Annotated in this window: 18 protein-coding genes and 2 pseudogenes; 11 read left to right on the top strand and 9 right to left on the bottom strand. The window is 52.2% G+C overall.

Annotated elements, in window-relative coordinates; genetic code table 11:
- Positions 1-34: 34 nt before the first annotated feature.
- Both QLG03_RS10080 and QLG03_RS10085 read right to left on the bottom strand, forming a co-directional pair.
- Positions 35-1015 carry a nickel/cobalt transporter gene (locus tag QLG03_RS10080; RefSeq protein WP_023290646.1) on the bottom strand — a complete coding sequence of 327 codons (981 nt, stop codon included), beginning with the start codon at positions 1013-1015 and terminating at the stop codon, positions 35-37.
- Positions 1006-1644 carry a DUF1007 family protein gene (locus QLG03_RS10085; RefSeq protein WP_023290647.1) on the bottom strand — a complete coding sequence of 213 codons (639 nt, stop codon included), beginning with the start codon at positions 1642-1644 and terminating at the stop codon, positions 1006-1008. The genes QLG03_RS10080 and QLG03_RS10085 overlap by 10 nt, the downstream gene beginning before the upstream one ends.
- Positions 1645-1768: 124 nt before the next feature.
- Between QLG03_RS10085 and csiE the strand changes: the two genes are divergently transcribed.
- Complete coding sequence (gene csiE, locus QLG03_RS10090) at positions 1769-3046, top strand: stationary phase inducible protein CsiE (RefSeq protein ID WP_023290648.1); 1278 nt, start codon at positions 1769-1771, stop codon at positions 3044-3046.
- On the opposite strand, the gene QLG03_RS10095 is transcribed toward csiE, so the two are convergent.
- The 4 genes from QLG03_RS10095 to QLG03_RS10110 all read right to left on the bottom strand — a co-directional run bounded on the left by QLG03_RS10095 (position 3043) and on the right by QLG03_RS10110 (position 9865).
- Positions 3043-4179 (bottom strand): 3-phenylpropionate MFS transporter, encoded by a 1137-nt coding sequence (locus QLG03_RS10095; RefSeq protein WP_048336304.1) that lies wholly within the window; start codon positions 4177-4179, stop codon positions 3043-3045. The two genes, csiE and QLG03_RS10095, sit on opposite strands and share 4 nt — an antisense overlap.
- Before the next feature lie 77 nt (positions 4180-4256).
- Positions 4257-5093, bottom strand: a complete 837-nt coding sequence (locus QLG03_RS10100) for an aldose 1-epimerase (protein WP_255988922.1) — start codon at positions 5091-5093, stop codon at positions 4257-4259.
- The gene (locus tag QLG03_RS10105) at positions 5093-6529 is read right to left on the bottom strand and encodes a sugar porter family MFS transporter (protein WP_072422346.1); all 1437 of its coding nucleotides are present in this window, start codon (positions 6527-6529) and stop codon (positions 5093-5095) included. Before QLG03_RS10105 ends, QLG03_RS10100 begins: the two co-directional genes overlap by 1 nt.
- Positions 6530-6598: 69 nt before the next feature.
- Entirely contained in the window at positions 6599-9865 is a 3267-nt protein-coding gene (locus QLG03_RS10110) for a DUF5107 domain-containing protein (protein WP_255988921.1), read from the bottom strand.
- 115 nt (positions 9866-9980) lie between these two features.
- On the opposite strand from QLG03_RS10110, the gene QLG03_RS10115 reads away from it, so the two are divergent.
- The 7 genes from QLG03_RS10115 (at position 9981) to QLG03_RS10145 (ending at position 18435) form a co-directional block, all read left to right on the top strand.
- Positions 9981-11177 carry an ROK family transcriptional regulator gene (locus tag QLG03_RS10115; RefSeq protein ID WP_110238147.1) on the top strand — a complete coding sequence of 399 codons (1197 nt, stop codon included), beginning with the start codon at positions 9981-9983 and terminating at the stop codon, positions 11175-11177.
- 249 nt (positions 11178-11426) lie between these two features.
- Positions 11427-12659: an oligosaccharide MFS transporter gene (locus QLG03_RS10120; protein WP_064162342.1), complete on the top strand. Its 1233-nt coding sequence runs from the start codon at positions 11427-11429 to the stop codon at positions 12657-12659.
- Between the two features lie 33 nt (positions 12660-12692).
- Positions 12693-14888 carry a beta-galactosidase gene (locus QLG03_RS10125; RefSeq protein WP_110238145.1) on the top strand — a complete coding sequence of 732 codons (2196 nt, stop codon included), beginning with the start codon at positions 12693-12695 and terminating at the stop codon, positions 14886-14888.
- Between the two features lie 86 nt (positions 14889-14974).
- Positions 14975-16045 carry a porin gene (locus QLG03_RS10130; protein ID WP_255988920.1) on the top strand — a complete coding sequence of 357 codons (1071 nt, stop codon included), beginning with the start codon at positions 14975-14977 and terminating at the stop codon, positions 16043-16045.
- A gap of 54 nt (positions 16046-16099) precedes the next feature.
- Positions 16100-16390: a hypothetical protein gene (locus QLG03_RS10135; protein WP_255988919.1), complete on the top strand. Its 291-nt coding sequence runs from the start codon at positions 16100-16102 to the stop codon at positions 16388-16390.
- Positions 16391-17677: a glycosyl hydrolase 53 family protein gene (locus tag QLG03_RS10140; RefSeq protein WP_282473624.1), complete on the top strand. Its 1287-nt coding sequence runs from the start codon at positions 16391-16393 to the stop codon at positions 17675-17677.
- Positions 17678-17760: 83 nt separating this feature from the next.
- Positions 17761-18435 carry a DUF2057 family protein gene (locus tag QLG03_RS10145; protein WP_255988917.1) on the top strand — a complete coding sequence of 225 codons (675 nt, stop codon included), beginning with the start codon at positions 17761-17763 and terminating at the stop codon, positions 18433-18435.
- A gap of 71 nt (positions 18436-18506) precedes the next feature.
- Here QLG03_RS10145 and QLG03_RS10150 read toward each other — a convergent pair.
- Positions 18507-18682 (bottom strand): annotated as a pseudogene (locus tag QLG03_RS10150) (transcriptional regulator); the annotation flags it as partial.
- A 33-nt stretch (positions 18683-18715) separates the two neighbouring features.
- Here QLG03_RS10150 and QLG03_RS10155 point away from each other — a divergent pair.
- Both QLG03_RS10155 and QLG03_RS10160 read left to right on the top strand, forming a co-directional pair.
- Positions 18716-18895 (top strand): annotated as a pseudogene (locus tag QLG03_RS10155) (oxidoreductase C-terminal domain-containing protein); the annotation flags it as partial.
- A gap of 101 nt (positions 18896-18996) precedes the next feature.
- Complete coding sequence (locus QLG03_RS10160) at positions 18997-19419, top strand: DoxX family protein (protein ID WP_023290656.1); 423 nt, start codon at positions 18997-18999, stop codon at positions 19417-19419.
- A gap of 55 nt (positions 19420-19474) precedes the next feature.
- Here QLG03_RS10160 and glyA read toward each other — a convergent pair whose 3' ends face one another.
- Positions 19475-20728 (bottom strand): serine hydroxymethyltransferase, encoded by a 1254-nt coding sequence (gene glyA, locus QLG03_RS10165; RefSeq protein WP_110238142.1) that lies wholly within the window; start codon positions 20726-20728, stop codon positions 19475-19477.
- A 325-nt stretch (positions 20729-21053) separates the two neighbouring features.
- Here glyA and hmpA point away from each other — a divergent pair, with 325 nt between their 5' ends.
- Positions 21054-22244, top strand: a complete 1191-nt coding sequence (hmpA, locus tag QLG03_RS10170; RefSeq protein ID WP_048298024.1) for an NO-inducible flavohemoprotein — start codon at positions 21054-21056, stop codon at positions 22242-22244.
- A 74-nt stretch (positions 22245-22318) separates the two neighbouring features.
- Here hmpA and glnB read toward each other — a convergent pair whose 3' ends face one another.
- A complete protein-coding gene (gene glnB, locus QLG03_RS10175; RefSeq protein ID WP_002914032.1) occupies positions 22319-22657 on the bottom strand; it encodes a nitrogen regulatory protein P-II in 339 nt (112 codons plus the stop codon).
- Between the last annotated feature and the right edge of the window lie 64 nt (positions 22658-22721).

Genomic DNA, 22721 nt, shown 5'->3' on the forward strand with positions numbered 1-22721 from the left:
TAAAAAGGAAGCCGCGGCTTCCTTTTTTTATGTTCTAAAACGGTCGCAAACCGCCGCCTGGCGCGATCGCGCTACTCCACATCACGACAGCGGCCACCAGCAGCGCCACGCCGCCGGCCAGCGCCAGCGTCAGCCAGCCCACCTGACGCCACAGCGGCGGCGCCTGATGCCGACCCAGCTTCACCGCCAGCTGGCGAAAACTGTGCACCAGCAGCGCCAGCGCCGTGATAGTTAATGAGGTCCCTGCCGCCATCGCCAGCGCCGCCGCCATCCCCCAGTTGAACACCCCGATCACCTTGCTGAACAGCAGGACCATGATCGCCCCCGAGCAGGGACGCATGCCCATCGACAGGACAATCACGGTGCGAGCCCGCCAGTCGTCGCCGGCCTGCAGCTGCTCCGGGGCCGGGAGATGCTGATGCCCGCAGCCGCAGTGTTCGTTATGAACATGATGCGGGGTAAACGCGGTAAACGTTGGCCGGCTCAGCAGCAGACGCAGCTTTTTCAGCGCCCGCCAGCAGAGCAGCAGACCTAACGCGCCCACCAGCAAATAGCTCCCCTTCTCGAGCCAGAAACTACTGAGATGCAGCTGGCGCGCCGGCAGCTGCAGCAGCGCCAGCACCACTACCACCAGCGCGATAGCCACCAGCCCCTGCAATAAAGAGGCGGCCAGCGTCAGGTTAATACTCGATTTCAACTTCGAGGGATGGGTGGCAAGCCAGGTGGTAATGACAATTTTGCCGTGGCCGGGCCCTAAGGCATGGAGCACCCCGTAAACGAAGCTGAACCCAAGCAGCGACAGCCCCGCCGCCGCCGGGTTCTCCGCCACCGCCTGCAGCAGGCGGCTGAGCTCCAGATTGAGCGCGCGCTGCCAGACCGCGCTCTGCATCAGCACCTGCGGCCAGGCCTGCCACAGCCAGAAGCCGCCCGTGACGCTCACGGCCAGCAGTAGCGCCAACGGCCACAGCGCTTTCCAGCGCGACGCGCGCGTGCGCGGGGTAAAAATTACTGACATGTCAGGGTCACCTTCTGGGCAAAATAGCTGCCCAGCGCCATATCCTCCGGCGGCGCATCCGCTTTATCCAGCGACTGGGCGTATGAGAGCATTTTGTCATTCGGTTTTGGCGTCATTACCGTTGCCTTACAGTCGGCCTGCAGCCCTGCGGGCAGGGAAAAATCGCTATCTTTGTCATAAAACATGTCGACATAGTAGGTCGGGTCGAAAGTGGAAAAGGTAAATGTCTGTCCGGCAACGGGTTGCGGCGTCGCCAGCGGCAGAGTGAAGGTCAGTACCGCCTGCAGGCCGTCGCGCTCAAGGCCGTAGCCGTCGGGGCGATTTTCAAATTTCACCCGCTGGCCGTTGTGCCACAGCTCGCTGAAATAGTGCTGGCCGAGCACGTTGGCCATCACCTCCGCCGCCAGTTTTTTCCATACTTCGCTGCCCGGTTTAGCGTTTCCGGCGTCGTAGAGCAGATCCGATGAGGTAATTTCATCCATCGTCCAGCGCATTTTAAACCCGCTCAGCAGGCCGTCTTTGACCACCGGCTCGCTCTGCAAACTGATGAAGCTATGCGGATGCGCGGCGGCTGTCCATGATAAAACCATGAAAAACGCCGCGCTGGTGCATTGTTTCACTCTGTTCATCTGTTCCTCACGTGAAAAATTCTGTGAACTTCGCCAGCAATCCTGAGCTAAAGCGGGCGCACTTCCCTGCCCCCGCCGCTGTCATTGTCTATTCTTAGCGGAAACCCTAACTGGAACTTACCAGATGATGACCGTCATTGAACCACCATCTGCGCTTTCCAGTCCACAGCGCCGTAGCCAGGTGCTCCTGATGTTTTATCTGCCCGGACAGTCGGTAACGACTGAACGGCTTGGCAGAATCAACCTCGTTGATGAGACCACGGCCCGGCAGGATATTGAGGAGACCGGACGCGAAATTCAGCGTTACCACCGCCTGACCCTTCGGTCACAGGTGGACGGCAGCTATCGGATTGAAGGCGCCGCGCTCGACCAACGTTTATGCCTGCTGCATGCGCTGCGGCGGGGCCTGCGCCTGTGCCCGCAGTTCGTTAACCATCATTTTACCCCGGCGCTGAAAACGCAGCTTAAACAGGAAGGCATCGCCCGTACTCTGTACGATGATACTAACCTGCAGGCGCTGGTGAACCGCTGCGCGCGAGCGCTCAATCGCCAGTTCGACTGCCGGGACGTTCAGTTTCTGCGCCTGTACCTGCAGTACTGTCTGCTTGAGCATCACCGGGGATATTCACCCGACTTCAATGATGAACAGCAACGCTGGGCGCAGACCGCCGCCGAGTTCACCCTGGCGCAGGAGATTGTCCGCCACTGGCAGCGTCGGGTCGGCGCGACGCCGCATGTCGGAGAGCCTTTTTTCCTCTCGCTGCTGTTTATGATGCTCAAAACCCCCGATCCGCTCCGCGATGGTCACCCGCAGGATCGACGCCTGCGGCTGGCTATTTCCGGCCTGATCCACCGCTTCCAGATGCTCGCCGGCAGGTCGTTCAGTGACGAGCAGGGGCTGAGCGATCAGCTTTATATTCACTTGTCGCAGGCGTTGATCCGCAGCGTGTTTGCTATCGGCATCGATAACACGCTCACAGAGGAAGTGAGCCGGCTCTATCCTCGCTTACTGCGCACCACCCAGGCGGCATTGAGCGAATTCGAGGAGGCCTGGCACGTCCGTTTTAATGAGGAAGAGACCGGCTTAATCGCGGTGATCTTTGGCGCCTGGCTGATGCAGAAAAGCGACCTGCATGAGAAGCAGGTCCTGCTGCTGACCGATGATAATCCGGATATGGAGGCGGCCCTGGAGCAGCAGTTGCGCGAACTGACGCTGCTGCCGCTGAACATCAAATACCAGAGCGTAGAGCGCTTTCAGAAAGAGGGGGCGCCCAAAGGGGTGACGCTTATCGTCACCCCCTATGCGACGGCGCTGCCGCTGTTTTCACCGCCGCTGATCCACGCGGAGAACTGCTTCACTGAACGCCAGCAGCAGCATATCTGCGCGATGCTCGAAGACTAGGCCGCCACCGTTTTTGGCCGGATAGCCAGCGCCGGGATGGTCAGCAGCGCCATCACCCAGAACACGCCCTGGTGCAGGTGCTGGTAGAGGAAGCCGGCGAAGACGGTCATGATGGCAATACTACCGCCCATCGCCACCGCGGAGTAGACGGCCTGCAGGCGGATCACTTCGCTGCCCTGGCGGGCGGCGATATAGCGCATCGCCGCCAGATGACACACCGTAAAGGTGCCGCAGTGAAGGATCTGCGCGAGGATAAGCCCCGGCAGCGCCGTGGTCCAGCCCATCAGCGTCCAGCGGACCAGCCCGCACAGGGCAGAGAGCAGCAGCAGATCCCGCGCGCTAAAGCGGCGGAACACCTTTTTACTCAGCGCGAAGATCACCACTTCCGCCACCACGCCTAGCGACCACAAATAGCCCACCGCCGAGGCCGAATAGCCTGCCTGCTGCCAGTAAATGGCGCTAAAGCCGTAGTAGGCGGCGTGCGCCCCCTGCAGCAGGCAAACGCAGGCGAGAAAGCGCCAGCTCTGGCGCACCAGCGTCAGCCAGGCCGCCAGGCCGGCCCCCTGCTGCTGGCGCGACGCCCCCTCGGGCATCACCGACGGTTTCAGCAGCATGCCGAGCAGCATCGAGGCGACGCCCAGGCTGAGCATCAGCAGGATCGCCCGGTAATCAAACAGGCTCACCAGCTTGCCGGTCAGCGCCGAACCAATCACAAAGGCGATGGAGCCCCATAGCCGCACCCGGCCATAGTCCATGGTGATTTGCTTTTGCCAGGTATTGGCCAGGGCATCCGTCAGCGGCACCAGCGGCGAAAAGAACAGGTTGAAGCCCACAATGATCGCCAGCAGCCATGCGACATGGCTGCCGGCCCAGAAGGCCAGCGCGAAGAGCAAGGTTAACAGCGCCAGCACGCGCAGCGCGGCGATCAGCCGGGAGGGGTCGCTCACCCGCGGGGCGATCAGCAGGCTGCCGAGAAAACGGGCTACCAGACCGGCGCCGAGCAAGATGCCGATGGTTTCCGGGGTCAGTCCGTTACCGGCCAGCCAGACGCTCCAGAAGGGCAGAAAAATACCGTAGCTAAAAAAGTAGGTGAAGTAACTGAGCGCCAGCCAGCGCGTGGAGTGCAAGACCATGATTCCCTCCCGAATGGAGGCGACAGTCTGGCGATAAAGCGGGGCGGGTGCAAGAGGCCCTCGCCCCAAAAATGGCGCTATCCGCGCCCCTGAACGTCAATTGTTAGCGATAAGTTCAGCGTATCTCCAGCGCGCAAAACCCGCAGCCCCGGTTGGCCGTCCATGTTATGGGCGTTTACCGGGTGAGTTTGCGGCTCGAGGCAAAGGAACGGTTCATCCTGCATTCTGAAAAGCATCAACCACGGAGTTTGCGAAAGAATTGTGACATCCATCACATCACTAATCACCCTCGCCCGCCCGCTCCAGCCGGAATAGCCGACGTTTAGCCAGCGATCCTCACCGTACTGCGGGTGGCTGAAATCGGCATAGCCGGGAAGATGGCTTTGCCAGTCCAGCGGCAGGTGCTGTTCCCCTTCCGGCCAGTAGCCACTGGCGGCAAACTGCGCCGTGCTGCGCTTATCAAAGGAGAAAAAGGGATGAAAACCGCCGCCGTAGGGCATAGGCGTACTACCGCAGTGGGTAAGCATCAGCGACGCTATCAGTTGGTTACCCTGCAGCTGATAGCGGATCTGCGCCAGGTAATCGAAACCGCAGACATGCTGCCGACGCAGCTGTAACACGCAAAAATCGCCCCCGCGCGCAATGATATCCCAACGCTGCAGCCAACCGTCGCCGTGGAGAAAAAAATGCGCGTCGGCGTGGTGACGAGGCAGGACTATCTCGCGTCCCTGAAAAATAAAGCGATTTCCGGCAACGCGATTGGCCATCGGCAGCATCGGAAACATGCCGCCGGCGGGATTTTCATATAGCACCGGCGCCTGATAGTGCCGCGAGAATAAACTTTGCACTTTGCCGCCCAGAGAAGAGACGCACATCCGCAGATGCGCGTTCTCCAGAATCCACGCTTCCGCCATTAGCGCATCTGCTCCTGCTTCGCCGCATTAACGCCCGTATGGCGTTGCGCCAGCTGTTCTTCCAGGGCTTCGAGAGTGATCCCCTTTGTTTCCGGCACGTTGCGCAGAATATAGAGATAGCCGGCGGCGCAAATGACACCATACAGCAGGAAGCTGCCCGCCGCGCCCAGACCGGCATTAAGCAGCGGGAAAGTGTAGGTTAACAAGAAACAGGCAATCCACAGCGCCAGGGTGCCTAAAGACATGGCGAGTCCGCGAACGCGGTTGGGGAAGATTTCCGCCAGCAGCACCCAGGTGACCGGCGCCAGGGTCAAAGCGTAAATGGCAATCGCCGCCAGCACCAACAACAGTACCGGCCAGCCCATTATGCCCATGGCGTAAGCGCCGGCAATCAGCACATAGATCAGCGTCAATCCGGAAGCGCCGAGCAGCATCAGTTTACGGCGGCCGATCTTATCCACCAGCGGCAGCGCGGCGAGGGTAAACACCAGGTTGACGATCCCTGTTGCGACGATCGATTTCAGCGTGCTGTTAATATCGAATCCCGCCGAGGCAAAAATCTCCTGTGCGTAGTTAAAGATGACGTTAATTCCGCACCACTGCTGGAAGATAGCGAGGACCATGCCGATGATAACGATCGGTTTTACCTGCGGAGCCAGCAGCGCGCTATAGGAGATTTTATGGTTATCATTTTCCAGCGTGTGCGCGATATCGCGTAATATTCTGTCTGCATAATCGGCGGAACCAATGCGTTCCAGCGCGGCGCGGGCGCGCTCGGGCTTCCCGGCCTTCATGAGCCAGCGCGGCGATTCGGGAACAAAGAACATTAGTATCAGAAACGCCAGCGCCGGCACCAGTTCTGCGCCGAACATCCAGCGCCAGCCCATCTGCCCGTTCCAGGTTTCGACAATCATTTGCTGTGTCGCTCCCGTCGCCACGGGTTCCGCAATCATCAGGTTGATAAGCTGAGCGGCCAGCACGCCAATCACGATAGTGAGCTGGTTTATCGCAACAAAGCGCCCTCTTTTTTCTGCCGGGCTGACTTCGGCAATGTAAAGCGGGCTGAGAGCGGAAGCCAGACCAATCCCCACGCCGCCCACAATGCGGTAAACCACAAACATATCGAAACTGCTGGCGACCGCCGTCCCCCACGCCGAGGCGCTGAACAGCACGGCGGACAGTATTAAGGGCCGCTTGCGCCCGAGTTTATCGGCGCACCATCCCGAGATTAATGCGCCGAAAACGCAGCCCGCCAACGCCGAACTCATCGCCCAGCCGGACTGTGCCGGATCGGTAATAGAAAACCAGGCTTCATAAAATGGCTTTGCGCCGCCAATGACTACCCAGTCATAGCCAAACAGTAAACCACCGCAGGCGGCGACCAGACAGATAGTCCAGACGTAGCCCATTTTGAGATGTGTCTGCGCATTATTCATAATGATTCCTCTATAAGGGAAACGCAGGGAACAGTAGGGTTCAGGCGGGCCAGGCCCGCCCATTGAGGTTCAGGAAAAAATGCCGCTTTGCAGGGCATGACGAATCAGATGCGCCTTATCGTGAGCCGGGTTCAGCTGCAGAAGCCGCTGCATCGCCTGCTGGCTGGCGGATGCATTCCCCAGCCCCAGATGGCCCAGCGCTTCAATAAACAAGCAGTGCTGCTGATGTTGCTGCTCCGGGCTGACGTCCAGCGCCACCAGATCCGGCAGCGATACGGCAAAGAAGTCCGTTTCCGGCACGCAGTCACGCTGTTGTTCTACCCAGTCGAGGAAGCTGTGGAAATGCGCATCCGCTTCAGAAGACTGACCGTTTGCCCGCATCGCCATACCCTGCCAGAACAAATAGTCAGCAGGCTGGTCATTGTAGTAACGCCCGGCGCTCAGGCCGTAATCCCCCAGCAGCGCCCGCGACAGCGCCTGAACGGCCAGCGCGTCTTCGCCTCGCATTTGATGGCAGTGCGCCAGCAGATACCAGATGTCGTTATCGGTCTGCCCCGGCAAGCGCCCTTCCCCCAGGTTCAGCGGATAGCGTAGCCCCTGCTGTAGTAATTCTATCGCCAGGCCGCTATCGCCCAGGGACATCGCCGTCAGCGCACGATGGATTTGGTTAAGCAGATACTGCCCCGTTACCTTCCCTTCCCCGCCCTCCCAAGGATGGAAATCGCGTTCGCGCAGCACCTGCGCCGCCTCGGCATATTCCCCAACGCCATTCCACAGGCTGAGCAGCTCGGCAGTGAGATCGTCACGCTTGAGCACCACTTCGCGACGCGGCGTCAGTAACGCCAGCCGCGCTTCCCGACTCTGGCCCTGCTGTTTGTTGAGATAATCCAGCTCAAATAAGAAGCGGGCGTTGTCTGGCTCCAGTGCCACCGCTTGTTGTAAATAGCGGCTCGCCAGTTGGGCGTTATGCTGTTTATTCCAGGCGTAGATCCCCAACAACCGGTGCACGGGCGCAAAGTCGGGCTGTTGCGCCAGCGTCTGCTGCCAGCAGGCAATGGCATCATCATAGCGACGTTTGCTGTACCAGAAGCAACCGAGCAGATAACAGGCAAAGGCGTCCTGTTGCAGAGATTGCAGCATCACTACTTCATCGAGCGTATTGGGGAAGCGGACGCATTTGGCAAAACTGCGCTGGGCATTAAGTAGATATGACTGCGGGTTGTCGCTGAGCGAAGCCTGCCAAAGCAGCGGCAATGTTTCCTGACAGTCCAGCTGCGCCAGCAGTTCGCTAGCCGCCTGCTTTTTACCCAGCGATACCAGCCACCCCGCCAGCGTACTGGCGTTAATACCTCGTCCCCCGGTCACCTGACGCAATGCGTCGCCCGACGCCTCATCGCCGCTAATGGCCCAACGCGCATAGTGCAACACATAGCTCAGCGGGTGCGTTTTCAACGCCAGGTCAATGTAGGTCAACGCCGTCTGTTGACTCTGCGTTGTTGCAAGCGCCAGCGCTTTCAACCCCATCGCGAGGTTATTACTGCCATTAAACTGCAGGCTGAGTTCAACCTTTGCCAGCGCGTCAGCCTCATCGCCGCGCACCATCGCCAGCCGCGCCAACGAATAAAACGCCGCATCGCGGCAGTTGCCGCTCCAGCTTGCCTTATAGTAGCTATCCCATGCTTTGCTCACTTCGCCCTGACGCTCGAAAGCCGCCCCCAGCAGTAGACTAGCTTCTCCATCGCGTGGGTTCTTGTTCAGTCGATGTGCACGAGCCAGCGCCGATTCAGCACAGCGCTGCGCCATCAGCCAGTCGGCACGGTTCAGCGCCAGATTGCCCAGCGCCACGTTATTGCGATAGTCCTCCGGGTCCAGTTCAATGGCCCTACGGTAATAATCCTCGGCGTAACGGCTGGCGTGGTTGTACTGCTCAATATGCTGGCCGATGAAATAAAGTTCTTCAGGGTTATGCAATTCGTGTGGCTGCTTTGGCGCGCTGGCGGCGTTGGGCAGCGGCGTCGCTTCGGGAATGTGCTCCTCATACTGCAGCAGCGGCGTACCATCGCTGGCTAACACCGCCATGGTCAGGCGCTGCGGCCACCCCTCCGCCAGCGTCTCCTGCCAGCTTTCGCCCGGCTCCAGCGTCACCTGCGTACGCCACAGCGTTTGCTCGCCATCGCGAATTTCCACCCGCACGTCGTGCAGCGGCGCAACGGCATACAGCCCCAGCGCCAGCTGCGACGCCTGACGTTCAAGACGCATCACCAGCCGGGTACTGGCGTTCTGCACCGACGATAGCTCACTGTAGGGGAGAAAATTCTGTACAAAAACCTTCTCTTCATACGGTGCAAGCCAGGTGAAGTCCGGCTGGTTATCGGTGTACACCCCGGTCATCAGCTCAATGTAAGGGCCGTTTTCGTCGGTCAACTGACGATCCCAAGCCTGACCAAACTCGCCGTGACCCCATGACCACTGTTTTTTTCCGGGCGAGATGTGATGATCCGCCACGTGCAGCAAGCCACCGCGCTCGCCGTGATGCCAGGCGCCGACAAAATCATATTCTGACTTTTCCGCCATGTAGGAAGTGGGGACTGGCACATTCTTATAGCGAGAGATATCGACACCCGCGGAATAGTCCACTTTGTAATAGGTACCGGTGGCAATAGGAAATGACGAGACGGCACGTTTACCGTGATCGAACACCGCCGTGACGTCTGGCGGGAATACGCTCTGGTGATCGTCTCCCCCCTTCACCGCTGGGTTTGACCACCACAGGAAATGGCGCGGTGTGGCGTTACCGTTAAACACTTTGCCGGTAATTTCCACGAGCGCCCTGTCCGGGTACAGCGTGAAGCCAGCCATCAACTGTAAGCCGCGCATCGGTTCGACTTCCCCCATCCACACCGTTTGTTCACCCTGTTCACCCTGCGTAATGGTGAAATCAACGGGCATAAAAGTGGTTGGACGATGGTGCTGAGGCCAGTTGAACTCGATACCGCCGGAGATCCAAGGCCCTAATAGCCCAACCAACGCGGGTTTCACCACTTCGTTGTAGTAGACGAAATCACGCTGTTTGACCTTGTCATACGCACGATGAATACGGCCGCCGAGTTCCGGTAACAGCATAATTCGAATGAAATCATTCTCCATCCATACTGCCTGATAATCACGCATCTCACGTTCGCCGGTCAGGGTGTCAATCACCCCATAGGGATACACCGCGCCCGACGACCCCTGATACACACGCTTTTCGAGAAACATCGGGTTTGCGTCTTCATTGCCCGTTGTCCACGTTGGTAACGTAAGGGTCTCCTTCCAGACCTTAACCACTCCGTACATAATCATTCTCCAGTAAACAAAACACAGTGAAATACGATAGGATGGCAGTGTAGAGGAGTTAATTTCCGGTAAATTGCTTGATGCTCACGCATTACAATTAACAAGGTTTAGTAATATGCAGATAGCAGGACTGAATAACCAAACGGTGAGGCAGCACAACCGCCGAGCAATTATGACGCTGATTTGGCGCTATAAGCGTTTGAGTAAATCGCAACTGGCCACGCACACCGGGTTATCTATTCCAGCGATCAGCAAAATCCTCGACGAACTGGTTGGCGAAGGGAAACTCAGCCACTACAGCGAAAACCTCAGCTCGCGTGGGATGAACAGCGGGCACTATCAGATCCCCAAGGAGGGACCGCTGATTCTGTGCATGAACGTCACGCCCACCAGCATTGAAAATCAGCTAATCGATGCGCAAATGACGCCTGTCGGCGAATTTCTCCAGACTCAGATTAACGCCCCCACGCCAGAACACCTGCTTTCAGCCATTGAAGCATTGTGGCGTGAACAGCAAAAAAAATGCCCGGGACGGCGAATCAATCTTGCGCTTGGGGTTCATGGTCAGGTGGATCCTGATACGGGTGTCTCGCAAACAATGCCGCAGGCACCGTGGAAAAAACCAATTGAGATTAAGTACCTGCTGGAGGAACGTCTGGGAGTATCGGTTCGCGTCGATAACGACTGCATCATGCTAGCGCTGGCTGAGAAGTGGCAAAATAGCGGTAATCGTCAGGACTTTTGTATCGTCAATGTCGACTACGGTATTGGTTCATCATTTGTCATCAACGGCCAAATCTACCGCGGGATGCTCAACGGCAGCGGTCAGATTGGGCATACGATTTTCGATCGTGACGGCGCTGCCTGCGATTGCGGACGCTACGGCTGTCTGGAAACCGTCGCATCACTCTCGGCGCTAAAAAAACAGGCACGAGTGTGGTTGAAATCACAACCCATATCGTCCGGTTTAGACCCAGAAAACATGACCAGCAGCCAGCTCATCGACGCCTGGCACAACGGCGACGAGCAGGTGGTGCAGTGGGTTGAAGAAGCGGCGAATGCCATTGGGTTAACGCTATATAATCTCCTGAATATTCTGAATATTAACCAAATTTGGTTCTATGGTCGCAGCTGTGAATTCGGCGACAGATGGCTACAGACTATCTATCGGCAGATTGGTTTTACACCTTTTGACCAGGGCGACGCCGTTCGCATGCGTCAAACGCAGATAGGCTTCGGCAATCTGACCCGCCAGCAGCAGATCACCGGCATTGGCTATCTATATGTTGAAGCCGCGTTGGCACACGCCTGATTGACCGGTCATTTTCCATCACCGCATAAAAGACGATTAGTAATCTTTGTTTACTGAAATATAAATCTCGGCGCAAAGTCCGCCAGCACTTGTTGCTCTACGCTACCACTCAGATTCTGGATAAAAACAGATTATGCACTTACATAATCTGTGGATACATCTTTATAGAATAAATAACGTGCATTGTCGTTTGCATGAAAAATACCAGACAAAGCACATTTTAAATATTCGTGTGGGCGAGGCTTTAAGATGAACCTTACAAGCAGGAAAAATTATGTATTGCTAAGTGCCTTTGATTTTTTATACCTATTTTCATGGTCAGCGACCATGTCATTTTTTGTGATTTGGACCACTCAACACTTAGGTATAAGTGCCACCAACATTGGCATTATCTATTCGATTAATGCCATGATTGCTTTACTGATGCAGCCTATCTTTGGCTATATTTCAGATAAACTAGGCCTCAAGAAAAGGCTGGTATGGTTCTTAATTTTATTACTTTTGCCTGTTGGGCCATTTTTTATCTATGTCTATGCACCATTACTGGTCAATGCCTTTTGGGTCGGGGCGGTGCTTGGCGGTGTGTATCTGGGCATTATATTTAATACTGGCTGCGGTGTTATAGACAGTTATCTTGATAAAGTATCCAGACGGTATGAATTCGAATACGGAAGAGTAAGGATGTGGGGGTCATTAGGTTGGGCATTCGCAACCTGGTTGACCGGTAAATATATCGACTCAAATCCTGACATTCCTTTCTGGATGGGAAGTATAGCCATCCTACTGGCAGGGTTTTGCTTTCTTTTTACCCGCATTGATTTAACCAAGGATGAAGTTAATGCAACGGAATCACTCAAGGTAGTAAACGCGTTAGAATTGCTCAAAAACAAGCAATTTTGGATGTTGATGATTTTCATGCTTTTTGTGAATCAGATATATGATACTTACGATCAGCAGTTCGCCCAATATTTCTCTATGCAATTTACTACTCGAGCAGAAGGCAACCATTGGTTTGGCGTTCTAGGCTCTATTCAGGTGTGCTTCGAAACGGTATTTCTTGCCATAGTTCCGTTTTTCGTTAATCGCATAGGTGCAAAAAAAGCATTAATCCTGGCTGGCACAATCATGACGGCGAGAATTTTAGGTTCTGCGATTGAACTGGGCCCAATCTGGATAGCATCAATGAAAATGGCACATGCCATCGAAAAACCATTAATTGTCGTATCACTCTTCAAGTTTATCGCAGCTAACTTCGATAACAAACTCTCTTCTACAGTATATCTTCTGATGTTATTTTCTGCGTCATTAGCTACCACTATTTACTCACCACTCGCAGGGTATCTCTACGATTCAGTTGGCTTTGTTAACGCTTATATTATCTTTGGTTCTATTGCCGGCACCTTTACGATTTTCTCTTCAATTATGCTAGAAGATAAAGACAAAAAAAGAGTAAAGCCATATTCAGAGTCAACGCCAGCATAACAAAAAATAGTTAAAACATATGGAGAATGCATAATGATTTATCATTTTAAGAATGAACAACCCTCTAACTTATTGCGTGGACACCTTAATCTTGGCGGCCATAATGGAAACACTTCACTAGAAGTGACTAATCATTATCTTGAGAAAAATGGCGAGTGCTGGATTCCAATAATGGGAGAAATCCACTACGGGCGAGTTAATCGTGAGATATGGAAAGATGAACTATTGAAGATAAAAGCAGGAGGCATCACCGTCATTGCTGCTTATGTCTTCTGGATTTTCCATGAAGAGGAGGAAGGACAGTTTAACTTCACGGGAAATTATGATTTACGGCACTTCCTCACCCTAATTCAGGAGTGCGGATTAGAGGTTGTTATGCGCATAGGCCCATGGTGCCACGCAGAACTACGAAACGGTGGCTTCCCGGATTGGTTAGTGAAAAAAGGCTGCAGGACACGCACTGATGATCCGGAATACCTAAACTACGTAACACGCTACTGGCGTCAATTGAAAACCCAGATGAGTGGTTTCCTGTTTGAGGAAGGTGGCCCGATTTGCGCCATTCAGTTGGAGAACGAACTGACGGATAACGCAGCCCACATCAAAACGCTAAAAGATCTTGCTCTCGAACTGGGACTAAAGGCACCGATTTATACTGCCACGGGCTGGAATGCGACTTACGGCGCAGCAATTCCTGAACGGGATGTTCTGCCTGTATTTGGTGGATACGCGGATGCCCCCTGGGAAGAGCATACCAGGCAGCTTGAGCCGGTTTCACACTATTTTTTCCTGCCTGCGCGAAATGACCACTCCATCGGAAAAGATCTCATTATCGCCAAAGAGACGGATGATGATGTGTTTCAGATGAAATACGACCTTTATCCTTTTGCAACTTGCGAAATTGGGCCAGGCGTTCAGGTAACGCATCATCGCCGCCCTGTCATTAGCCCAGATGACGCAGCATCACTTGCGATGGTTAAGATTGGTTGTGGCAATAATATGCCGGGATACTACATGTACCGTGGCGGCACCAATCCAATTGGCCAAAAGCATACAATGCAGGAGTCAAAAGCAACGGGTTACCCAAATGATTTGCCCGTACGTAGCTACGACTTCCAGGCGCCTATTGGTGAGTTTGGGCAGATAAATCCACAGTACGGTAAGCTAAAAATTCAGCACCATTTCCTGAACGCCTTTGGTGATTCACTGGGAAAAATGCATCCACAGTTTCAAGCAATAGAACTTGATGGACGCTATGACACACATTCCTTACGCTATGGGTTACGCACAAACGGGCAAAGTGGCTATGTTTTTGTTAATAACTATCAAAGACATAGTAATCTTTCCGCGCATGACGGCGTACAATTTGTCGTTCCGGTTGCCAACGGTACATTGACATTCCCGCACCAGGGTCTGCACGTTCCGTCAGGGAGCTATTTCATTCTACCCTATAACCTGAATATCAGCGGCAATACGCTCGCTTATGCCACGGCTCAGTTGCTATATCAACATGACAACACAGTATTCTTTATGGCTCTGGATGGTATTGATGCTGAATTCACTTGGGCCGATGGTTCGTCTAATAAAGTTCGTGCAGGTCTTGATAGCACTTTTAAACATCAGAGCGAAGGCATTTCCATAAACGTTGTTACATTGACACAGCAACAGGCTGAACAACTGTTTGTCCTCGAAGGAGAGATATTTTATTCACCAGCAGATCTATTCCGGGATGGTGAATATCTTACTGCTTACCGACAAGCTAACAGTGATCTATCCTGGTTTCATTGGAACGGCTCGAAGTTTATTGAACATGAATATCATAAACCTTCACTCACGAACAGTATTGAGTACCACGAAATTACTACTGAGATTCCTGAAACTCTGGGTAGCGAAGAACTCCTATTATCAAAAACCGATCAGATTAAATCCTGGCGGTTAAATATAGATAACATCAACCTAGCCGATAATTCTGATGCATTAATTTGTCTTGACTATATCGGTGACATTGCTCAGTTATATGTTGACGATATTCTTGTTGCCGATGACTTCTATAAAGGAACGACATGGCTCGTCAGCCTTCGACATATAAAACGATTTGGCAACAACGTCAAACTCATCATATCTAAAAAAACGGAAGACAATATTTACATTGAATCAGAGGAGCGGACCGGACTGGACTTAAAAGATATTCACCTGGACGTTATTTACGACCATAAATTCAAAATCTAAATTAACAAATTAAAAAATAAAGCTGGCGTTATTAACTCAACGCCAGCTTGCCTAACAATGCCTACTGTATTTTACTGGAGATAAAAGTGAATAAAGCTAAGCTATTAGCCGTTATGATTCCTATTGTCTTATTTATAGATCATGCGCAAGCGATAGAAATTTACAACAAGAATGGAACGAAAGTAGATTTATATGGTGGAATGAATTCTCGTAGAGAGTTCAATAGTGATGGCAATTACGATAAATCACTTGTTGATTTGGGGTTTTATGGGGAGTCAAAGGTCACAAGTGATATTACTGGCTACGGATTCTGGCAATATCGTATTACCGGCGGTGAAAATGAATGGAGCTCAAATGGTGGAGTCCGACAACAATTTGCTGGCCTAAAAATGGTTAATGTTGGCTCACTGGATTATGGGCGAAACTATGGCGTTTTATACGATGTTGAACGCTATACCGATATCGCACCTTACTTCTCTGGTGATACATGGACAAATGCATCAGACAACTTTATGGTTAGCCGTGGTGATGGCATGCTCACCTATCGGAATGAGGATTTTTTTGGCAAACTTTCTGGCCTTGATTTTGGACTACAGTATCAAGCAAAACGTGAGGGATATGACCCGGATAAAGAAAATGGTGAGGGTTATGGTTATTCTCTAAGTTATCAGATCGCCCAAGGGTTAACCTTGACGGGTGCCTATAGCAATTCTCGTCGCACTCAAAAACAAAACACCCTCGAGTCGGAGGGGGAGAAATATGCTGAAGCGTGGGGGATTGGTGGACTCTATACTTCTGATCATCTATACCTCGCATCGGTCTACTCAGAGACCAGAAATCTTACTCCCATAAATAAATCATGGGCTGATTACAAAACGGCAGACAAAACACAGAACATGGAGTTTGTATTACAGTATCAATTTGATAACGGGTTACGCCCTTCCATTTCATATGTCCAGAGTAAAGTAAAAGATAAAACAGCCGGTAACTTTGACATGGCGGAATATATACAAGCAGGTGTGCTTTATAAACTTACTGCGAACGTACAACTGTGGTTCGATCACCGTTTTAGCCTGGTTAACGAAGATTCAGAACTTGTGAATTATCGCATCATTGATGATGATCGTTCAGCAACTGGTGTTATCTTCATGTTTTAATCATAACTAAACATATCACACCTTAACTCGGTTATAATTTCGAGAGGATTTATAATGAGAAACAAAAAAACGTCAAAACAAATAGGTTTGTTCATATTCGCAACTGCGCTTCTCAGTTTTCAGGGATGTGTTCAGGCATCATCGACTACTCTGGCAGAAAATGGCTGGACGTCGACAGGCGATGTGAATGCAAGCTATATTGCCTCTAAGGGCCATTATGATAATACCAGTCTCGGGCATAAGTCTGATAGTGCGTATTCTGTTGAATCCTTCCGTGTCTTGAAAAACATTAAAGATGGTAAATACTACCTGCGGGCGTATACACAAAGTAGTGGCGGGCAATAAGTGGCCGAAATTTTCACCCGGAATTGCGGTGGGGCAGATTCACATACAGCTATTCCTAAAACCGAAGGGAATACAGATCACTGGACTATTGTAGAATCTCAGCAAATCCAGGTATCCGGAGGTAACTGTACGATTGGAGTGAGTTCAAAGGGAAATGCAGATCAATGGTTACTTGCAGATAATTTTGAATTACTACCGCAACCTCAACCTGGAGTCCCCCCCACCGCTATGCACGTTGGTGGTGATATCACATATCGAAATCTCACTTATTCAGTTGGCGGTAAATGGGCTGACGAGAAAGGGAATGAAAAGGATGTCCTCAGTATTCTTCAGGATAATGCCTTCAATCTCGCGCGGATCCGTATTTATAACAAACCTGGCACACCGGTAGATCTTAACGGTAAGTCTTATCGTTTACAGGAAGGGTTTCAGGACTTGAACGATGCAGTTAAAACGGCCAAAGCAGCAAAAGATCATGGCATGACTCTGTTCCTGTCACTTCATTATAGTGATTTCTGGACTAATCCAGCACAGCAGGCGGTTCCAAAAGATTGGGAAGGTCTTAAAGGTGCCGCGCTACAAAAAGCATTATATAATTTTACCTATAAAGTGATGACGACCCTTAAAGCAAATAACGTTACGCCTGAATATATTTCCATTGGAAATGAAATTAATGATGGTGTTGCTGGGGTAACTCGCGGCGAAGAGTACTACCAACTTTTGCAGAAAGGCTATGAAGCCGTGAAAGCAGTTTCTCCTGAAACGAAAGTTGTCATCCATCTTACCGTCCCTAACCAACAGTTTTATGAGGGATGGATTGATGATGCCAGGAAATATGGTCTCAACTATGATCTTATTGGTGCATCCATGTATCCATTCTGGACCAACATGTCTATTGGTGAAATGGCAAACTTTGTAAACCATATCGCAAAATATTCTGATAAGCATGTAATGATCTGTGAGGTAGGCTATCCATGGACGTTAAAAACACAGTTCGGAGCCGCTGATATTCAATCGCTCATTGTCGCTAACAACCTTGATCCGGATGGGCCAGAAAACTATGGGGCTACGCCTGAAGGACAGTTGAAATATATGAAGGAGTATTTCCGAGCCATGTATAACACAGGCGTTGTAGAAGGCATTTCGTACTGGGATCCCATTGCCATAGATGTTAAGGGAGCTGGATGGGTTGTTGGGGAAACGAGTGCGGTTGAGGATACCAGCTTCTTTGATTATCAGACGCCACATCGTGCGCTTGAAAGCTTAAAAGCATTCTATAGCTATTGATAAAAAAACACTCCCTACTTAACGATGCTACAGGTAGGGAGCTTTACTCAAGAACTTAATAAAAATACCAGCTTGGAGCCATCATGAAAAATATAAAAAAAATCTTTACTGTCGTCCTACTTGCCTGTACCACTCCAGTCCTGGCCCAATCAACATTAACTATTCCAGATGATGTCACTATTTATGTTGTAAATGGTCAGAACTATGATAAAGATCGTTTTATCTTTAGCTCTACAAATGACTTAAAACTTCCTGATGGCGAAAATCAGATCGTATTTAAATTCAGAACTACGGTAAAACAAGGTACCGATGATTTCAGAACTTATGATAGTGACACTATCATTGCAAAATTCACCATCAATTCAACGCATGCCAGAATGATTATGCCTAACTACTGGACATTCACTGAAGCACAAGATGGGATAAAAAACTTATCCTGGCAAATAAAAACGGACAAGGGCGAACAACTCTCGGTTACACAAGATACACTTCCTGGAAACGGAATTCAGATCGCACGGGATTATGAAAAAGAAGTCAGAAATTATAATAATCATAACGGTCCCGCTGCAATCAGTTCTCAATCGGCACTATTGACAGGACCGATTGAAGGTAATAATGAAAATGTTCCCAGTAAAAGATATAAAAATGATGATCCGGCGTTACAAGCTACGACATCTGAAATGCTTAAGTATTGGTATCAAAAAGCTGATGACAAAACGAAAAAACAATTTAATGATTACCTTAAATCACAGCAATAATTGATTACAATAGACACATTCAAAAAAATACTACTTTTTGAGTTGTCGTCCGGTATGGGCCGTAGATGCGCTAGCTCAATATAATCATTTAGGGCGGGCTTTAGTTCGCTCTTTTTCCACGCCATTAACAACGCCAGTATCGGTGCTTCGCCTTTAACCCGCCCCCCTGTACGGTATTAAAATTATTCATATAACCGGGTATCAAAGTGCCCCCGCCCCTGCCAATGAGATTCGCTGTCACCAGAATTAAACAGCGCCATCCAACAGGCAGCGGTGGTGTCGGGGAGCGCCCGCCGATCGCAAAGCGATCTGGTTCCAGCTGTCCGACGTCGTGTTAACCGGCGCGGTCACCCTCAATCACGGTCGCGAGATCCGCACGCTGCGCAAACTCATCCAGAGTGGTCAAGCGGTGAACGCCGAAACGCTATGCGATGAAAGCGTCCCGTTAAAAACGCGGTAATTTCGCTGTTCAGCGGACCGGGGATGTTGCCAGAACTAACGTGGCGGGAAGCAAAAACGTGTATTACGTTTAAAGGACACTTCTCTCATAACGAGCTGATTATGAACACACTCCGCTATTTTGATTTTGGCGCATCCCGCTCTCTGCTACTGCTTATCGCCCGCATCGCCGTGGTAGTTCTGTTTATTCTTTTTGGCTACCCCAAACTGCTGGGCTTTGACGGTACGGTGCAGTACATGGCCGCCTCCGGCGCGCCGATGCCGACCCTGGCGGCGATTATCGCCGTCATTATGGAGGTGCCTGCCGCCATTTTAATTGTGCTGGGCTTTTTCACCCGCCCGCTGGCGGTCATCTTTATCTTCTACACCCTGGGCACCGCGGTGATTGGCCATCACTACTGGGATATGACTGGCGATGCGGTATTGCCGAACATGATTAACTTCTGGAAAAACGTCAGCATCGCCGGCGCTTTCCTGCTGCTGGCGGTAACCGGCCCCGGAGCGATTTCGCTCGACCGCCGCTAATCTCCAGACGCAAAAAAGGCCGCAAACGCGGCCTTTTTGATGTCAACGCTAACGCTTACGCATAAACCGGGAAGCGGGCGCAGATATCCAGGACTTTGCCTTTCACGCGCTCAATGACCGCGTCGTCATTGATATTGTCCAGCACATCACACATCCAGCCAGCCAGCTCTTTGACTTCCGCTTCTTTAAAGCCGCGGCGAGTCACTGCCGGAGAACCGATACGGATACCGGAGGTTACGAACGGGCTCTTCGGATCGTTCGGCACGCTGTTTTTGTTGACGGTGATGTTGGCGCGGCCCAGGGCAGCGTCAGCTTCTTTACCGGTCAGATTTTTATCCACCAGGTCCAGCAGGAACAGATGGTTCTCAGTACCGCCAGACACCACTTTGTAGCCGCGGTTCAGGAACACTTCCACCATTGCTTTGGCGTTTTTCGCAACCTGCTGCTGGTAAACTTTAAACTCTGGCTCCATCGCTTCTTTCAGCGCCACCGCTTTCGCTGCGATAACGTGCATCAGCGGGCCGCCCTGCGCGCTTGGGAATACCGCAGAGTTCAGTTTCTTGTACAGCTCTTCGCTACCGCCTTTCGCCAGGATCAGGCCGCCGCGCGGACCCGCCAGGGTTTTGTGGGTGGTGGTGGTCACGACGTGAGCATGCGGAACCGGGTTCGGATACACGCCAGCGGCAATCAGGCCTGCCACGTGCGCCATATCGACAAACAGGTATGCGCCGATGCTGTCAGCGATTTCACGCATTTTTGCCCAGTCAACGATACCGGAGTAAGCGGAGAAACCACCGATGATCATCTTCGGTTTATGTTCCTGTGCCTGCTTCGCCATGTCGTCATAGTCAATTTTGCCGGACTCATCAATACCGTAAGGGATGATGTTGTACAGTTTGCCGGAGAAGTTAACCGGAGAGCCGTGAGTCAGGTGGCCGCCCTGCGCCAGGTTCATCCCCAGCACGGTATCGCCCGGCTGCAGCAGCGCGGTGTAGACGGCAAAGTTAGCCTGGGAGCCGGAGTGCGGCTGGACGTTAGCATAGTCAGCGCCGAACAGCGCTTTCGCGCGGTCGATAGCCAGCTGCTCAACCACGTCGACATATTCGCAGCCGCCGTAGTAACGCTTGCCCGGATATCCTTCAGCATATTTGTTGGTCAGCTGAGAGCCCTGCGCCTGCATCACGCGCGGACTGGTGTAGTTTTCGGAGGCGATCAGTTCGATGTGCTCTTCCTGACGTACTTTTTCCTGCTCCATAGCCTGCCACAGTTCGGCATCATAATCGGCAATGTTCATTTCACGCTTTAACATCCGCATCTCCTGACTCAGCTAACAATAAAATTTCGGCCTAAAAAGGCGGTCCGATTGGACAACGGCCCACAGTATAACCGAATCATTCTGTGATAACAGGTCTTGACAAAGGATTTTACGCAAACGTTTGGCTCAGCATGACACAAGGCTTTGAGCAATAACGCCTCTCTCAGTATCAACGGATTTCTTTTCAGGATTGTGATGCAAATTCTTCATGTTGTAACTGCAACGGCGGAAAGTGTTAAAGAACCATTTACAACGCAGGGTTATTTCCTTAAGATGCATTTAAAATACATCATTAAAGTAACACACAAGGAAGCACGCTATGCTCGACGCTCAAACCATCGCTACGGTCAAAGCCACCATCCCCCTGCTGGTAGAGACTGGACCAAAATTAACCGCCCATTTCTACGATCGTATGTTTGCGCATAACCCGGAGCTCAAAGAGATCTTCAATATGAGCAACCAGCGCAACGGCGACCAGCGAGAAGCGTTGTTCAACGCCATTGCCGCCTACGCCAGCAATATCGATAACCTGCCCGCCCTGCTGCCGGCGGTGGAAAAAATCGCCCAGAAACACACCAGTTTCCAGATCAAACCGGAGCAGTACAACATCGTGGGCAGCCATCTGCTGGCGACCCTTGATGAAATGTTCAGCCCGGGTCAGGAAGTCCTTGATGCCTGGGGGAAAGCTTACGGCGTGCTGGCGAACGTCTTTATCGGCCGCGAAGCCGAGATCTATCAGCAAAACGCCAGTAAAACCGGCGGCTGGGAAGGGACCCGCGCGTTCCGCATCGTGAAGAAAACCCCGCGCAGCCAGCTTATCACCAGCTTTGAGCTCGAGCCGGTCGACGGCCAGCCGGTCGCCGATTACCAGCCTGGCCAGTATCTGGCCATCTGGCTGAAGCCGGAAGATTTCGAATATCAGGAAATTCGCCAGTACTCCCTGACCCGCAAAGCGGACGGCAAGGGCTACCGCATCGCGGTTAAACGCGAAGAAGGCGGCCAGGTTTCCAGCTGGCTGCATAACCATGCCAGCGAAGGCGATGTGGTCTATCTCGCGGCGCCGGCCGGGGACTTCTTCCTTAACGTTGAACCGCAGACGCCGGTCACTCTGCTCTCCGGCGGCGTCGGGCAAACGCCGATGCTGGCGATGCTGGATGCGCTGGCGAAGAGCCGCCATCAGGGTCAGGTGAACTGGTTCCATGCGGCAGAGAACGGCGACGTGCACGCCTTCGCGGACGAAGTTAAAACGCTGGGTGAAACCCTGCCGAAGTTTACATCTCACGTCTGGTACCGCAGCCCGAGCGAAGCGGACCGTGAATCCGGCGCGTTTGATAGCGAAGGTTTGATGGATTTAACGGCCCTGGCCGGCAAGATCGGCGACCCGCAAATGCAGTTCTATCTCTGCGGCCCGGTGGCGTTTATGCAGTTTGCCGCGAAGCAGCTGGTAGATCTGGGCGTGAGCAGCGGCAACATTCATTACGAATGCTTCGGGCCGCATAAGGTGCTGTAAGCCCCGACGACGCGGGGATTTGTAGGCCGGGTAAGCGCAGCGCCACCCGGCAATACTGCAGCGAGCGGCGAGCGTTAAATCGCCGCGTCGTCTTCTTCGCCGGTACGGATACGAATCACGCGCGCGACATCAAAGACAAAGATTTTACCGTCACCGATTTTGCCGGTCTGCGCGGTACGGATGATGGTATCCACACAGGTATCGACGATATCGTCGGTCACCACGATTTCAATTTTCACTTTCGGCAGAAAATCCACCATATACTCCGCGCCGCGGTAGAGTTCGGTGTGCCCTTTCTGGCGGCCAAAGCCTTTCACTTCCGTTACCGTCATCCCGGTGATGCCGACTTCGGCCAGCGCTTCACGCACGTCATCCAGTTTGAAAGGTTTAATAATCGCATCAATCTTTTTCATGGTGTTCCTGTCTTAGTCGCGTAACCGGTTGCTTACCGTATCATAACTTGCGCTATGTTGCGGA

It is taken from the genome of Klebsiella sp. V115_8 (assembly GCF_029967715.1).
Classification (GTDB): Bacteria; Pseudomonadota; Gammaproteobacteria; order Enterobacterales; family Enterobacteriaceae; genus Klebsiella; species Klebsiella quasipneumoniae.